General features: G+C 62.4%; 14 protein-coding genes. 7 read left to right on the plus strand and 7 right to left on the minus strand.

Annotated elements, in window-relative coordinates; translation table 11 throughout:
* Positions 1 to 22: 22 nt before the first annotated feature.
* The 4 genes from CH283_RS18725 to CH283_RS18745 all read right to left on the minus strand — a co-directional run bounded on the left by CH283_RS18725 (position 23) and on the right by CH283_RS18745 (position 3,551).
* A complete protein-coding gene (locus CH283_RS18725; RefSeq protein ID WP_032364832.1) occupies positions 23 to 739 on the minus strand; it encodes a hypothetical protein in 717 nt (238 codons plus the stop codon).
* Complete coding sequence (locus CH283_RS18730; protein ID WP_032364831.1) at positions 739 to 1,599, minus strand: hypothetical protein; 861 nt, start codon at positions 1,597 to 1,599, stop codon at positions 739 to 741. The genes CH283_RS18725 and CH283_RS18730 overlap by 1 nt, the downstream gene beginning before the upstream one ends.
* A complete protein-coding gene (locus tag CH283_RS18735) occupies positions 1,596 to 2,045 on the minus strand; it encodes a hypothetical protein (RefSeq protein ID WP_032364830.1) in 450 nt (149 codons plus the stop codon). The genes CH283_RS18730 and CH283_RS18735 overlap by 4 nt, the downstream gene beginning before the upstream one ends.
* A gap of 750 nt (positions 2,046 to 2,795) precedes the next feature.
* Positions 2,796 to 3,551, minus strand: coding sequence for a MinD/ParA family ATP-binding protein (locus tag CH283_RS18745; protein WP_441344163.1), 756 nt, complete (start codon positions 3,549 to 3,551; stop codon positions 2,796 to 2,798).
* A 1,066-nt stretch (positions 3,552 to 4,617) separates the two neighbouring features.
* Here CH283_RS18745 and CH283_RS18750 point away from each other — a divergent pair.
* Positions 4,618 to 5,484, plus strand: coding sequence for a phosphoadenosine phosphosulfate reductase domain-containing protein (locus CH283_RS18750; RefSeq protein WP_052049301.1), 867 nt, complete (start codon positions 4,618 to 4,620; stop codon positions 5,482 to 5,484).
* 134 nt (positions 5,485 to 5,618) lie between these two features.
* Here CH283_RS18750 and CH283_RS18755 read toward each other — a convergent pair whose 3' ends face one another.
* The 3 genes from CH283_RS18755 to CH283_RS18770 form a co-directional block, all read right to left on the minus strand.
* On the minus strand, positions 5,619 to 6,761 hold the full coding sequence (locus CH283_RS18755; protein ID WP_143537510.1) for a DUF6615 family protein: 1,143 nt from the start codon (positions 6,759 to 6,761) through the stop codon (positions 5,619 to 5,621).
* A complete protein-coding gene (locus CH283_RS18760; protein ID WP_303396048.1) occupies positions 6,676 to 7,245 on the minus strand; it encodes a MerR family transcriptional regulator in 570 nt (189 codons plus the stop codon). Before CH283_RS18760 ends, CH283_RS18755 begins: the two co-directional genes overlap by 86 nt.
* Before the next feature lie 681 nt (positions 7,246 to 7,926).
* Positions 7,927 to 8,802 carry a LysR family transcriptional regulator gene (locus CH283_RS18770; RefSeq protein ID WP_032364825.1) on the minus strand — a complete coding sequence of 292 codons (876 nt, stop codon included), beginning with the start codon at positions 8,800 to 8,802 and terminating at the stop codon, positions 7,927 to 7,929.
* A 74-nt stretch (positions 8,803 to 8,876) separates the two neighbouring features.
* On the opposite strand from CH283_RS18770, the gene CH283_RS18775 reads away from it, so the two are divergent.
* Genes CH283_RS18775 through CH283_RS18800 form a run of 6 tightly spaced genes read left to right on the plus strand, consistent with a single transcriptional unit; the run spans position 8,877 to position 14,200 of the window.
* Complete coding sequence (locus tag CH283_RS18775; protein WP_230591638.1) at positions 8,877 to 9,869, plus strand: DMT family transporter; 993 nt, start codon at positions 8,877 to 8,879, stop codon at positions 9,867 to 9,869.
* Entirely contained in the window at positions 9,820 to 10,656 is an 837-nt protein-coding gene (locus CH283_RS18780) for a hypothetical protein (RefSeq protein ID WP_052049299.1), read from the plus strand. The genes CH283_RS18775 and CH283_RS18780 overlap by 50 nt, the downstream gene beginning before the upstream one ends.
* A gap of 22 nt (positions 10,657 to 10,678) precedes the next feature.
* Complete coding sequence (locus CH283_RS18785) at positions 10,679 to 10,990, plus strand: hypothetical protein (RefSeq protein WP_032364824.1); 312 nt, start codon at positions 10,679 to 10,681, stop codon at positions 10,988 to 10,990.
* Complete coding sequence (locus tag CH283_RS18790; RefSeq protein ID WP_052049298.1) at positions 10,987 to 12,465, plus strand: pyridoxal phosphate-dependent decarboxylase family protein; 1,479 nt, start codon at positions 10,987 to 10,989, stop codon at positions 12,463 to 12,465. Before CH283_RS18785 ends, CH283_RS18790 begins: the two co-directional genes overlap by 4 nt.
* Complete coding sequence (locus tag CH283_RS18795; protein WP_052049297.1) at positions 12,462 to 13,469, plus strand: cupin domain-containing protein; 1,008 nt, start codon at positions 12,462 to 12,464, stop codon at positions 13,467 to 13,469. The genes CH283_RS18790 and CH283_RS18795 overlap by 4 nt, the downstream gene beginning before the upstream one ends.
* Positions 13,466 to 14,200, plus strand: coding sequence for a type 1 glutamine amidotransferase domain-containing protein (locus CH283_RS18800; protein WP_052049296.1), 735 nt, complete (start codon positions 13,466 to 13,468; stop codon positions 14,198 to 14,200). The genes CH283_RS18795 and CH283_RS18800 overlap by 4 nt, the downstream gene beginning before the upstream one ends.
* The last annotated feature ends 358 nt before the right edge of the window (positions 14,201 to 14,558 follow it).

Consider the following 14,558-nt stretch of genomic DNA (forward strand, 5'->3'; position numbering starts at 1 on the left):
GTTTCCGGTGCCGATTCACGGGTCACTGGGGTGTCCATGGCATGCATACCTCGCGCATTCTCGACCAGTGCATGTGCGGTGGCCGTATCGCGCCTCGGCCCAAACCGCCTGTTTCGACTGTTGGTTTGCCCTGCAGACAGATCCGTGGGCTCAGGCGACCGAGGTGGCCGTTCGGATGGAGGTGGCCGGCCGACCAGGCATCGATGTCGACGGGATGCACTTCCCATCTCAGCACCTGCCCCTCACCCTGGCTGCGCTTCTTCCCGATTGCATCGATCGATGCCAGGGTTGCGCTCACCCGGTCGATGTCGCCGACACCTCGCCAGAGCACAGTCCGCGTGGAGGTCAGTAGGAGCGGCATCTGGCGTGCGCGATATCGGCCCTGCCGGTCGGAGATGACCGATGGTCGGTACCTCGAGAGTTGCTCGAGCGCACGGTGGTCGGGGCGTCCGCTCCAGTGATGGATTTCCGGGGCGTCGACCGGGTCTTCGGGATAGGCGTATGTAGCGCACCAATGCCAGTCGTCGCCTCCCCCCAGAGTGCACCGAGCGAGTGGCAGATCCAGATCGGCGGGCACTTCGTCGGGGCCGGCGGCTTCGAGGTACTGTCCGCGGCCCCGAGCAGCGGCTTTCTCGTCTTCCCACATCTCGGATGCGAGCAAGCCATCGAGGCTCGTCGCCCATGGAGCTGCATGCGCAAGTCCGACCGCCAGGTGTGCTTTCACCTCAAACGGCCTCATCACGTCAGCGCCTCCATGACTTCCAGCGCCTCCTCACGGCGCTCTCGAAGATGGGTTCGCCAGTCGAGCTCCTTCGGGTCGTCGCCGGCGAGAAGGGTCCGCTCGAAGCTGGTGCGGACGAGACCGTGTCCGATAGCTGTACGCCCGCCGATGGTTCCGGACTCGACGAACCTGCCGACGACGTCGGAGAAGAAGGCCACGTCCAGATCGGTTGCGCGATCGAGACGCAAGAAGGACTCGAATCGTGTACCGGCAGGCAGTGTTTCGATCTCGTAACGCATCAGAGAGCTACCGTCGACGGTGGCTGCGTCGGTTCGGGCGACTGTGGGGAAGTCATGATCGGTGGAATCGTCGAACCGGCTGTATCGTTCGAGCGCCATGGTGTCGAATTGGCTCAAGACAGCACGGTCAGGTGCGGGACGGCTCATGAGGTGGTCGGTTTCGAGGACGTGCGGAATCACTTTGCCCACGCGGAGACAGCCGTCGATCATTCGACCGCCGCCGCTGCCGCCAAAGACGCTGACCTGTGGGTTCAATGTACGGAGCCGGTGGAGCCGTTCGCCGGACAGTGGCTCTCCGGTGACCTTGGTCAGGCTGCCCCCGTTCCGAAGTGTGTGAGCTGCAGACAAGCTGAGAAGCCCTTCGTATGCAAGGGCGTCCCGTAATAGCTCCTCTCCGATCCGCCGGAGCGCCCCTCGGAAGGAGTTGCCGGACACAATCGGAACCAAGGCTGCGGAACCGTTGGGCTGCAGTATTTTTTCGCGCCGGAACAAGGTCGTTGTGGTGGCGCTGTGTTCACCGCGGTGCGAGATCGCCGAGACCGCTGTGATGTCGAGCTGCCAGCGCAGGGTCGAGGTCACTTCTGCCTCCTGGGCGATGTAGCAGTCGCTGTGGTGGCCCGGCGCGCTTGAACAGCTTCGGCCACGATCCGTGTTCGGAGTACGAGGGCGGTGGTGTTTTCCCGTAAGAGGGTCAGGACCGGTATCGATTCCTCGCGTAGAAGGACCGATAGTTCGAGGCGTTGTTCTTTCGTCGACGGCGCTGACTCGAGATCGGTTGCCACGGTGCTCCACCATCGATCGAGGTCGGCTCCGCCGGTGTATGTCGCGACCCGGACTCGGTCTGGCAGGTGGTGGTCCCAGTACAGCTCTCTCCGGCGTCCCACCCACCCGGTGTCCCAGTTGATTCCGTAGTGCAGCAGCAGCAACAGTCGTTCGGCTATTGCTGCTGCACCGGTGACGGGCGGCAGGAAGCTGGCTGCGTCCAGCCAGGTTTGGGTCGGTGTCGTAGCTCTGATCGGGGTCATGCCGTGCCTCTGGTTGACGTTGAAGCCGTCGCTGCGAGGTCGAGGTACACAGGCCGCTCTCGCCACGGATCGAGGCTGTCCCAATCCGCGAACACAGACGTCCACGTTCGATGCGGAATGTTCTTGAGCGTGCTGAATGCCGGCGCTGCGCGCGCAAGGGCGGCCAGGGAGAACCCTCGCCGTCGCAATCGCACGACTGCGCTCAGGCGTTCCGCGTCGTGCTCTGTCCATGGAAGCGCGATGTCGTCGACGGCGACCCGACCCCACCGGGCATGAGGAAGAATGTGCTTGCGCCCAGGACGTAACGGAACGACGACGGCGGACGTCGGAGAGATCGCTTGTCCCAGAACGCGACGTAAGCGGGTCTTCGACAATTTCGTGGCACGCCGTGGATCGCTGGTGACCAGCAGGAGGTCCGAGCGAAGTGCCGTTGTCGTGTACACCCAAACGCAGACGCGACACATCGTAGGAGCCGCAACGTCTACCCACCCGTCGAACCCGGTGAACGTTCTCGACACAGTCTCACGCACTCGCCGTCCGGAACCTTCTGTCGCGCCACCGCACCGCGCGCACGCGGAGTCACCTGAAACTCCGGTTGGTGGCCACGAAACCGCAAATCCTGTCGCGGCCTCGTAGGCGGTCGTCACAACGTCGAGCGCTGCTCTGCCCCTTGATAGTTCGGCCATATCTGTACTCTAACGGCGCGCCCGGACACTACGGACAGGCCAACTTTCACCGGCACAGTCCAACTCACCAAGGACTCGGGCCGGGCGCTGGTGCGTGCCGGCCGACGTTGGCAGGAAAGTCGTCGGCGAGCAGAGCAGCCAGCTCAACGAACGCGCGTTGTGCAGGCTTGCCCAGTAACTCGAGATCGATGGTGTCGCCTTCGGCAAGGTGGTCGTCGTACGGGACGACCTGGACGGCGCGAGTGCGTTCTGCGAAGTAGGACTTGAGTTGCTCGACATCGAGGGCGGTCGAGCCCTTCCGTGATTCGTTGATGACGACGACGGTGCGTTTGACCAGGTCGTCGAAGCCGTGTCGCGACAGCCATTCGAGGGTCGCCCCAGCGCTGCGTGCTCCGTCCTTGGCTGCGGAGGAGACCAGGACCAGTGCGTCGGCTTCTTTGAGGACGCCTGCCATGGCCGAGTTCATGAGACCGGTGCCGCAATCGGTCAAGATGATGTTGTAGAACTGTTCGAGGATGCGCAGTGCGGCGGTGTAGTCGTGCTCGTTGAATGCTTCGGAAACGGACGGATCACGCTCGCTTGCAAGAACTTCGAGCCTGCTTCGCGCTTGCGAGGTGTAGCTCCGTACGTCGGAGTAGCTGTGTACTTCTTTGTCCGCGAGCAAGTCTCGCACTGTGCGGTCACTGTCTCGGTGAATGCGGTACGCGAGCGTCCCGAAATCTGGGTTGGCGTCATAGGCAATGACGCGGTCGCCCCGCAGTGCTGCGAAGGTCGATCCAAGCCCTGTTGTCGTGGTTGTTTTTCCGACCCCGCCCTTCATGGAGAGGACTGCGATCTTGTAGTTCCCTCGAACCGGTTGCCGTACGCGGCGCAGGAGCTGCTCGTACTCGAGTTCAGCCGGCGACTGGCCGGGATTGGCTGAACCGAAGGAGAGTCGGTAGAGCCATCGTCGCCAACCTTTGCTAGGTGGCAGTTGCGCACGGCGGATCAGCTCCAGTTCGTCGATCGACCGCGGAGGGGCAACAGCTGCTGTCGGCCTTGCTGTCGGAATTGCTGTGGGCACTGGTTCTACCAACTGAACGGGCTGCGAGGTGAAGGGGCGATGAGCTGTCACTGCCGGAGAGTCGGGGGCGCTTGTTGGCTCCGGGTGAGATGTCGGTGCTGAACTGCCGGCCGACTTGTTGGTGTGCCATTGCTCAACAGCGGGTGCGGAGCCGCCCTGCCCTGGCCAGGCCGAGGGCCGGTCCGGTATTGGTACCTGACCATCGTTGACGCGCGGCGGCCGTGGGGCCGGCTCCGAGGTGGGTCGATGAGCACCAGAATTGGGCTGGCTCGCCGAGGGGGAGCTGCTGGGTGCGGCGCTGGGCCGGTCTCTCGGCACGATTTCGGATGCGACTTTGGACCGGGCTTGGGGTACGTTTTTTGACACGTTTTCATCAGCGTTGTCGGCTGCGATTCTGGGTGCGTCGATTGGCACGAATTCGCTGGCTACAGGCTGTTCACGGGCGGGTTCTGGCTGACCTGCACCTGAGTCCTGGAGGAGGTCACTGTCCTGCCCATCGTGGCGATCTTCCGACCCCCCTTCTGGCTCGGAATCGTTCGACTGATCGGTCGCATTGTTCGCCGCCGACGGATCAACTACCCACCGGGGCAACGCGCTGCCTGGGTCGGACTCTGTGGGACTCATCGGTCGCCACCTCTTCCTCTTGCTCATTCAACGGACGATATCCGGGCGAACATAACACCGGCACCGGACACCTCGAACAACCCGAAAACTGCTGCCGAGCGACCACACGGACGCCCATTGTGTAACCGGTAATTCCGCCTGTTCGGGGTAGCAGCTTCTGCTTCGTCCAGTCTGAAGTGTCCGTGTCCCGACTATCGTTGTGGCGGTGCGTAGCAACGATTTCGACGGCCTCGATCTCACTCGCCTGCGGTCCCTTCGATCCTCGCGACATGACATTTCGACGATCGTCGATCGCGTGGCCGAACACCTCGACGAATTCGATGGGTACGTCGCATTCAGCGGTGGAAAGGATTCCGTCGTTGCTGTTGATCTCGCCCGTCAGGCGGACCCAGATGTCCCGGTAGCTTTTTTCGATTCCGGTCTCGAATACCCCGAGACCTACGCCTACGTCGAGCAGATTGCGACGAAGCTGGGACTGGACCTGCACATCATTCGCGCTGAACCAACGCTGTTGACTGTGATGGCCCGGACCGGGGAATGGGACCACGGCGGTAGCCCGTCGGCTCATGTACCCGCGCGAGGCTTCGAGACCTTGATTGCGCAGCCTGCCCGGGCTGCGCACACCAAATTCGGTGACGGGGAGGTCTGGGGCGTGCGGGCAGACGAATCCAGGAAAGGAACCGGCAGGTGGTCGATGTACTACTCCGCTCTCGCACGTGAGATCAACGAGCGCTGCCAAGGCGCGAGCTGCTGCAGCAACAAAGCGGAGCAGCGTCGACACCACGGGGGGACGGTTCGCCGCAACGATGGAACTGTGGCCTATGGTCCGGTGTGGGACTGGTCCGCGGACGATGTGCTGGCCTATTCCCATCAGCACGAGCTTCCGAGCAACCCTGTCTACGCCAAACTGGCCGCGCTGGGCGCACCTGCAGCGAATCTGCGGGTTTCACACATTCTCGACGGAAATTTTCTCGAATCGGGCAGGGTCACTCGTCTGCGTCGAGGTTGGCCGAGCCTGTTCGAGGAGATCGCCGCAGTGCTCCCTCGAATACGCGAGTTCGTGTAGATCGCCATATCGACTGTGCGCGTGTAGCATTCCTGGTACTGAGATTGCACAGGGTGAGTCGGAGGCACACCACACGGTGGCCTCCGACTACTTTTTCGTGTCGAACCAGGAGATCTCACATCCGGCGACCGCCGCTATCCCTGGCTCATGAAAAATGAGCTTTCAGGGTTGAGCTCCAACAACAGTCGATATCCCGGTCCTGTCCGCTCGGTCTCATCTGTCAGGTTCAGCATCCGACCCACGAGATCGTCTCTGCCGATCTCGCGAGCGAATTCCCTCGCGGTGACGAGACGTTCAGCATGGCGCGCTTCATCGACTGTGGTGAGAGATTTCCGGATCGAGAACCCGCCGTTGTAGGCGGCCTGCTCGGCTGCTCTTGACGGCAGAGGATGGGTCATTTCCTCGAAGGCGTCGTCGGTGAGCGGCGATCTGTTTCCCTCCATATGGTGAAGATTTTCGGCCACCTGTCGAATTGTGGGTGTCGCGCCTCCAGATCCGGAGTGCAGGAGGTATGCCCAGGGGGTCGAGTGCACGAGATAGCGGGGGATGTAGCGCTTGTTTTTGCGGCGTCTCCTGGGGATGAGAGCCGCCGGGAAGTCCGATACCGATGGATCGCCGTGGATCGCTTTGACTTTCTGCGCCGCGGCTATTGCACACCCCCAGTCCAACGAGCCCCACAACGGGTACGGAACGTGCCCACCGTGCACCGCTCTGAGGTTTTGTGCGATCGCATCGTGATAGTGGCCTCCCACGAGAAACCTGTCCTCGGGCCACCCGTTGAAAAAGACGTACAGCGGAATTGCATCTTCGGTCAGGCTCTTGAAGATCAGGTTGTCGTATTGCTTGACTCCCTTCACTGTGTGTCCGAGCTGCTCGTACATGTCGGCATCGTGACTTGCGCGTTTCGCTTGAATTCGGAGCTTGATCCACCGCTCCTCGGCCGAAGAACCGATCCACCACTCCCAATCTGCGCCGTTTCCCGCTTCGACAGCCTTGTCGAACTTCGTCACTCGCAACGACGGAATGTGAGTCTGCAACCGAATCAAATTGAGATCGGTGAGCGTCTCTTCTCCAGGTCCGATGCCGCCTGCAATTCCCGTCTCCATCAGGTCCCACGTGTCGGAAGCAGCGAAATTCATTGCATGGACCATATGGTTGGTCCGAGGGTGTCTACTCATTCCGTAGTCGATTTCAAGCGGTCCTGCGGTCGCGTCGCGATCGCAGTTCGTCGATCCCGGCGACCTTGCCGCTTCCCGCAGCGACTGCAGGGAGCGCACGGATATCGGCAGCCACGTCCGCGACTGTATGCCCGAGCGCGATGCCGAACACGCCCTGCCCACCGCGTAACAAGTCCACAATCTCGTCGTCAGATGTGCACTCGTACACCGAAATACCGTCGCAGAGCAGGGTCACAGATGCCAGACCCTGGGCGTCACGCGCACGCAGGCACTCGATCGCAATGCGTACATTTTGCAAAGACACTCCGGCCTCGAGCAGGCGACGAATCACTTTGACCACCACGATATCGGAGAAGGCATACATCCTTTGCGATCCCGAACCGGATGCAGCGCGGATCGACGGTGACACAAGCCCTGTACGGGCCCAGTAGTCGAGCTGGCGGTACGTTACCCCAGTCACTTGCTGGACCTGGGGCGATTTGTACCCCGGACACCCGTTCACGGCGTCGTCGGCGATGCCGTTCGAGGTCTTGAAAAGCCCCGGCACGATGTCCTCGAACGAACCCTGTTCGCTGCAGCTCACAACTCGCACCCACCCTTTAATCGATCGTTCGATGCACGATACCGCTCGACATCACTCTCCTTTCTCTCCCGGCCAGCGGGCCAGCTCTGCACGTTTGGCCCGCACCGTTACTCGGTGGACAAACCGAGCAGCCATCCGATGAACGGCGTAAGACGAGGAACACCGAACCTGAAGAGCAGAAACACCGCGAGGAAGACGGCTATCGTGACCCGCCTGGATCGGAACTCCGTGAAGGAACGGATCGCTATAACGGCAGTGACTGCCACTACCAGGGAGCAGAAGTTCAGCACGTCGTCGCCGCTCGTCCGAGCAAACCTGCCGATGCAATCGGGCTGAGTGGGGTCATTTCATGGGGCGTGATGCTGTTCATCGCCGCACCGTAACGATTGTGGCACCGATGGCGGAGGTCTTGAACGGAACGTAGAATTCCCCGAATAGGGGAATTCTACGAAGCTTGATCCCACGGGCGTGTCGGACAGTGTTCGGCCACCACCGTCGCCCTGCCGACGTTCAGCATTCGCGATCTCCCGCGCTTCCGGTGGCCGTGAACCCGGATCTAGCGCATACCTGCGCCCTGACAATCACTGCCATACAACCTGTTTCGCAGATGTCATATGCCTGCCCGTTACCTTTTGAGCAGTCCTGAGAACCGAGCGTTACGGGTGCAGGTCGGCCGCGGAATCAGCCTGCGAGAATCACGTTCATCGCATTCAGGAGCGCGCCGACAGCCGGGATTCGGGTCGAGCTCGCCGCACGCAACGAACGCGTCACGGCCGGCTCGGTCGGCAGATACCGCACCCCGGCCGTTCGGACTCGCGCGGTGTCCGGAACCAGCGCGACGGCCAGACCTGCTTCGACGAGGGCCAGTTGGGTCGAATAGTCGGACACCTCGTAGCGGATCGTCGGTTCGACTCCAGCTTCGCGCAATGCGTGCACGAGCGCGGAGTGCGCATCCGACCCTGATGGGCATACCGTCCAGATCGATTCCGTTTCGCCGGAGAGGGTTGCCATCTCACGGCTATCCTCGATCGGTACCGCGAGGTGTACATCCTCGGTGTGGAGGGTGTGGACGTCGATACCTGCGGGGACCGTCGCCGGCCGATGGTCCCAGGACTCGAAGACGACGAGATCGAGGGTGCGGTGCTGGAGGCGGTCGAGCAAATCGATTCCTTCTCCGTCGACGACCTCGGGGCGCAGCAGTGGATACGTGCGAGCGAGGTCTGCCAGAGCTGGGACCACCAGCCGACGTAATGCACTTGCGACCGCGCCTACTCTCAGCGCTCCGGCAACGTCGGTATCGATCGAGGCAAGGTCGTCTTCTGCGGCTTCGGCGAGAGCGGACATGGCGGCCGCACGTGTCGCCAGTGCGCGACCGGCGGGGGTCAGCCGTATCGACCTTCCCTCTCTCTCGACCAGGGTGGTGCCGGCTTCCTTCTCCAACTTGCGGATGTGTTGCGACACTCCAGGTCCGGTGAGGTGTAAAGATTCTGCAGCTCGAGTGACAGAACCTTGTTCGGCTACTGCGGCGAAAACTTTCATCCGATCCCACGACAACATATAAGTGATACTACTGTTTTAGCGGTAGAACTGGCTAGTAGACTTATCGGTTTGTAACTGGTTGCCTTGACCAGGTGACCAGAACCGCGATACCGAGAGCTGACGCCGCCGATCGGGGGGTGGGCGGGAATGCGGCGCTGGTCATCGCCGGTGCCGCGTCGCTGTCGCTGTCCGCCACCTTCGTCAAACTCGCCGATGTCACCTCGGGGACGGCGGCATTTCTACGATGTCTTATCGCGCTGGCGGCTCTCGTTCCGATGGCGCTGTGGGAACTTCACCGACGCGGCGCAATGCCGACGAGGTTGTATCCCATGGCCATTGGTGCCGGAGTCTTCCTCGGAGCGGACTACGTGATGTGGACCGCGAGCATCCTCGACGTCGGTGCCTCGATCGCCACCGTCCTTATCAATGTCCAGGTCGTCGTGCTGCCGCTGATCGCGCTCGTCGTCGATCGAACCGCAATCCCCCGACGATTCCTCATGGCGGTGCCTTGCATGCTGCTCGGCGTTGCACTCGCCGGCGGACTCATCGGCGGAACAGGAGCCGACAACGCGCTCCGCGGGTCCATCCTGGGAATCTCCGCCGGTGCCGCGTACGCGGCCTACCTGTTCCTGAACCGCCGCTCCACCCAGCGAAGCCCCAGCCATCTGGTCACCCCGATCTGTGTGGCCACCGCATCGGCAACGGTCACTGCCGGCATTGTCTCGGCAGGCCTCGGAGACCTCGATCTCGACATCTCCGCGGCCGCGTGGGGATGGATGATCGCGCTCGCTTTGCTCGGACAGGTTGCCGCCTGGCTGTTCATCAGTTCGGGATCCCGATCGCTGGCGGCTAATACCGTCGCGGCCTTACTCCTGCTGCAGCCTGTGCTGGCTATCGCGTTCGGATTCGTTGTCCTCAGCGAGCGACCCACCTGGATTCAACTGGCCGGAGCCGCCGTCGTCGTCGGAGCCGTCTGGACCGCAACCCGACACCCCCACCACCCTGACTCCACTTCAAGCCACGGAAGAGGCCTTCATGACCCCATCTCCGACGAGCATCGATCGAGTCGTCCTACCCACCGATAGCACCATCCCCGTCGCCCGCAGCGCCGAATACGACACCTACTTCAGGATCTCCCGCAGCGCCGACCCGCACGCGTGGGCGGTCAGCGCACTGACCGTCGTCACCGCCATCACCACAGATCTGCCGCAGTCCACTCTGGACAACGACTCACGACTCCGCCTACTCGACGCCCTGGCCGTAGTCGTCGGCGACGCCTCCGCCGCAGCAGCTGTGGCCGCACAGGGACGAGATCCTTCCCCGCTGGCAGCGCCGGCAGACCACAGCACGGACGATCGCACCCCGCAGGCTCCCAACGACGCTGCACGACAAGCGATCACACGCTGGAAGAAGGGCCACCACCTGTTCCACCTGTTCGTCATATCCATGAACAGCCGGCTCGCGGCAGTGCTGGAGTGCCTTGCAAACAAGCAGTGGCCCGCTCTCGCCCACCAACTCACCGAACTAGGGACTCTCTACGCCGGGGCGACCGAGAGCATGCGGTACGCGTCCGATTTCTCACCGGAGATCTACCGTGACTTCGTCCGGCCATCCATGGAACCGCCCTGGCTCGAACCCGGGTTCTCCGCCGTGTTCAACCGGGATCACGACGTGATGCTCACCCGCGCCAAGATCGTCCGTACAACACTCAAGACGGCTGAACTTCCCGGCGTCGCAGCAGATTCCGCACGACGGCTCTGGAAGAGCCAGGCCGAGAACCGGCGCGCCCACCAACTCATCTGCCAACGATTCGTCCCCGGCGGCGATTCACTGCTGCAAGAGCACTTCGACAGCACCGGTCAGAGCAACTGAAACAGAAAGGCTTCGCCCTCTCATGATCACCGTCATCGAAACCTGGCACCTGACCGCCGAAGCGGCCGAGAACGCCCTCTCGGTCCTGCAAGAAATGGACGAACTCCTCGACGACAACGCACACCACCACCCGGGGTGGGCGGGCCACGCGCGCTTCTTCCAGCACGCATCGGACCCCCAACGCGTAACGATGACCTACCCCTGGGAAAGCGCCGAGCACGCCACGCACCTCATCGAATCGGAGACGCCACTACTCGAAGATTTCTACCGCCGGTACTGCGAACGCCCCCGCGAGGTCGTCTTCGCCCACGAGCTGCCGGTCGACGTCGAATGACCCCCGACCCAACAAAGCCGACTGGCGACTGGACTCCCGAGCAGCTCAAAGCCTTCGGCACCGACACCCTCGATCGAATATGTCGACACTTCGCCGCGCTCGACGACGTGCCCGTCACGACGCCGGCCGATGCGGCCGATGTCGCCGACGCGATCGACAGCGAGCTGCCATCCGAGGCAACAGATTTCGCCGACATACTCGACGACACCTGGAACAACGTCGTTCCGCATTTGACGCACTGGAACCATCCACGATTCCACGCCTACTTCAGCAACAGTTCCTCCGGACCGGCCATCCTCGCCGAGATGACCGCTGCGGCATTGAACGTCAACGTCATGTTGTGGAAGAGCGCGCCCTCGGCTGCCGCCGTCGAAGACACCGTCACCAGATGGCTCGCCGAACTGCTCGACTACCCCGCCGCAGACGCACTGCTCGTCGACGGTGCATCACTGGGCACGTTCTACGCGTTGGCCGCCGCCCGCCACCGGGCACAGCCCGAGGTTCGACATCACGGAACATCCGGCCAGAAACCCGGCCGGATCTACACCTCCGACCAGGCCCACTCGTCGGTCGACAAAGCTGCGATCGCTCTCGGCATCGGGCTCGACAATGTCGTACGCCTACCCACCGACGCTAGCGGCCAACTCGATCCTGCTGCTCTGTCGACTCGCATTGGATCGGACGTCGCGGACGGTTACACACCGATCGCTGTTGTCGCCACCGTCGGTACGACCACTTCAGGTGCTCTCGACCCGGTCGAGGCGATTGCGGCCGTGTGCCGCGACCACCGAGTGTGGCTGCACGTCGACGCCGCGTACGGAGGCTTCTGGCGCATAGCCCCGGCCATCGCGCAGGTCCTTCCGTCACTCGCGGCCGCCGATTCTCTCGTCGCCAACCCACACAAAGTGCTCTTCACCCCTATGGAGTGCGGGGCACTGTTCTGCCGTCACCCCGGAGCACTCGAAGCCGCCTTCACACTGGTTCCCGAATACCTGCGTACCGACACCACCGGCGGTATCGACTACATGAATTACACCCTCAACCTTGGGCGACAATTCCGAGCTCTGAAACTGTGGTGGACCCTGCGCGCCTTCGGAATACGAGGCATCCGAACTCGACTCGAACACAGTCTCACCCTGGCGACGAGGCTGCGAGACGCCCTTGCCGCAGACCCGCGGTGGCATCTCGCGAACGATTCGCCGCTCCCCTTGCTCTGCCTCCGGATCTCCTCTGCCGACGGACAGGCGACGCGGAAGATCCTCGAGACCGTCAACAGCACCCACCGGACGCTGCTCTCCCACTCCGAGCTCAACGGCCACTACGTCATCCGAGTGTCCATCGGCAACATCCACACCACTGCCGACCACATCGACCAACTGGTTGCCGAGCTCACCGAGGCAGCCGACGCCGTCGTCGGCACACCCCGTCCACTCGCTTCAGTGACCGTCACCCAACAGGAGGTATCCGCGTCGTGACCACCACCATTTCCACCGAGGCCATGCTGCACGAGAAGGCGGCAGCAATATCCGCCATCGGGCGGTGGTCCGCGGCCAACGAGAACTTGCCGTGGGCCCCGGCCCCCGACTCCCATGCCGTGCACTGGAGTTATGCCGAGCTTCGACCGCTCGCGATCGCGGCAGCCGACATGGTCAAGGGCGACCGAGCAGCTCTACGGGTACTGACCCTCGCCAATCCGGGCCATGCCCGCGAGGCCGCCGTCGGATATCTCTATTCGGGGCTGCAGATCATCAACCGCGGTGAAGGTATGACCCCGCATCGGCACGCGCCGACGGCCCTGCGCTACATGCACGAGGGTGACGGGGCATGGACGGCCGTCGGTGGAACCAAGATGTATCTCGAGCCTCGCGACGTGGTGATCACCCCCGCCGGCGAATGGCATGAGCACGGCAACGACAGCCCCACCGACTCCCCCGCCATCTGGCAGGACTGCACCAACGACCCCCTCGTCGCCGCCCTCGCCGCGACACAGTTCGAGCTCCACACCGACAACACCCACCTCGAGCCCCACATTTTCGCGCAGGACAGACACCACCGAAACCTGAGCGAGCCGCTGCTCTACAAGTGGGACAACGTACTTCGCGCCCTCGGTGAGCAACAGCGGACCCACGAGGCCGACCCGCACCACGCATACCGACACACCCTGCACGCAGAAGGAACCCACGACCCTGTCACACCGGTCATCGATGCTGCATTCACACTCCTACCTGCAGGGATCCGAACACAACCGATGCGGCGCACCGCTTCCGCCGTCTTGATCGGGGCACAAGGGTTGTCCACCATCCACGTCGACGGAAAGCCGTTCCGGTGCAGCGAAGGAGACAGCATCGCCGTTCCATCGTGGTCGACTGTCAGCTACGTCAACGACACCGACATTCCAGCCGTGCTGTTCGAGTTCAACGACGCGCCCGCGATGACCGCCCTCGGTCTCTACCGCGAAGAGAAAGACGCACAACGGTGACACCAACGTCGACCATCACGATCCTGCTGTCCGAAGCCCACATCCTGACGCTCAATGACGGCTCCACTCGACCATGCGGCTTCTGGGCCGAAGAGTTCATCACAGCCCATCGAATCTTCACGGCCGCAAACATACGGACGATCATCGCGACACCCGGCGGCGGCGCTGCGCACGTCGAACCCGACAGCATGCACGCCCCTCACAGCCCAGACCCTGACGGGTACAGAACGTACCTATCCGGTCTGAGCGAGAATTTGCGCGCGCCGGCCGCGCTCGAAACGGTTGACCCCTCTACCGTCGACGGGATCTTTGTGCCCGGCGGCTACGGGCCAGTGGTGGACCTGCACAAGAACTCTCACGTTGGAGAGTTTCTCCGCGCGCTCCGACGGGAGGGGACCCCGATCGCGACGGTCTGCCATGGAACTGCGGCGTTGCTTGCCGACACCGCATCCGGAGCAACGTGGCCGTATGCAGCCCTGACGATGACGAGTTTCTCGGACCAAGAGGAAGCCGATGTAGGACTGCTCGGCACGCTCCCCTTCACCGTCGAGCAGGAAATCCGGCGCCGGGGCGGCACGTACACCGCAGGACACCCGTGGCAGCAGCACATCGAAATCACCGACACCCTCATCACCGGACAGAACCCCGCCTCCACCGAGGCGGTCGCAGAACAGCTGACCCAACGGATCGCAAACTACTCCAGTTCGACTACCCGTTCAGGAACTCGCTAGTTCACCGGCCGGTTGACCTCTCGGCTTTGTCCCTGGATGGAACTGCTCGGAACGCTGTAACGTGCGTGGGATTTAGAATTTTATAGGCCTATTCTGTCTGTCAGCACCTGATTGACGTCTTGGCCGAAGTCGCCACGACCAGCATTCTTAACCACTGACCGACCGAAACGAAAACACGACCATGACAACTGACATTACAGATACAGAAAACCCGCCACCCTAGGTCGAGTGACGGGTCTTTCCATCGATTAAAGCGCCGAAATAATGCAAATCAACATTAATATCGAAGGGATCAATGTAGACGCTGCTACAACCAATCCCGTTGTTGCCTTAATTACTTCTGTCACGGCAACAATGA

Origin of the sequence: Rhodococcus sp. 05-2254-2 (assembly GCF_002259095.1) — a bacterium.
Taxonomy (GTDB): domain Bacteria; phylum Actinomycetota; class Actinomycetes; order Mycobacteriales; family Mycobacteriaceae; genus Rhodococcoides.

Coding starts and splice junctions, on each gene's coding strand:
- CH283_RS18725 (WP_032364832.1), bottom strand. CDS start 739: ATGAGGCCGTTTGAGGTGAAAGCACACCTGGCGGTCGGACTTGCGCAT.
- CH283_RS18735 (WP_032364830.1), bottom strand. CDS start 2,045: ATGACCCCGATCAGAGCTACGACACCGACCCAAACCTGGCTGGACGCA.
- CH283_RS18780 (WP_052049299.1), top strand. CDS start 9,820: ATGACCCCATCTCCGACGAGCATCGATCGAGTCGTCCTACCCACCGAT.
- CH283_RS18785 (WP_032364824.1), top strand. CDS start 10,679: ATGATCACCGTCATCGAAACCTGGCACCTGACCGCCGAAGCGGCCGAG.
- CH283_RS18770 (WP_032364825.1), bottom strand. CDS start 8,802: ATGTTGTCGTGGGATCGGATGAAAGTTTTCGCCGCAGTAGCCGAACAA.
- CH283_RS18790 (WP_052049298.1), top strand. CDS start 10,987: ATGACCCCCGACCCAACAAAGCCGACTGGCGACTGGACTCCCGAGCAG.
- CH283_RS18745 (WP_441344163.1), bottom strand. CDS start 3,551: ATGAAGGGCGGGGTCGGAAAAACAACCACGACAACAGGGCTTGGATCG.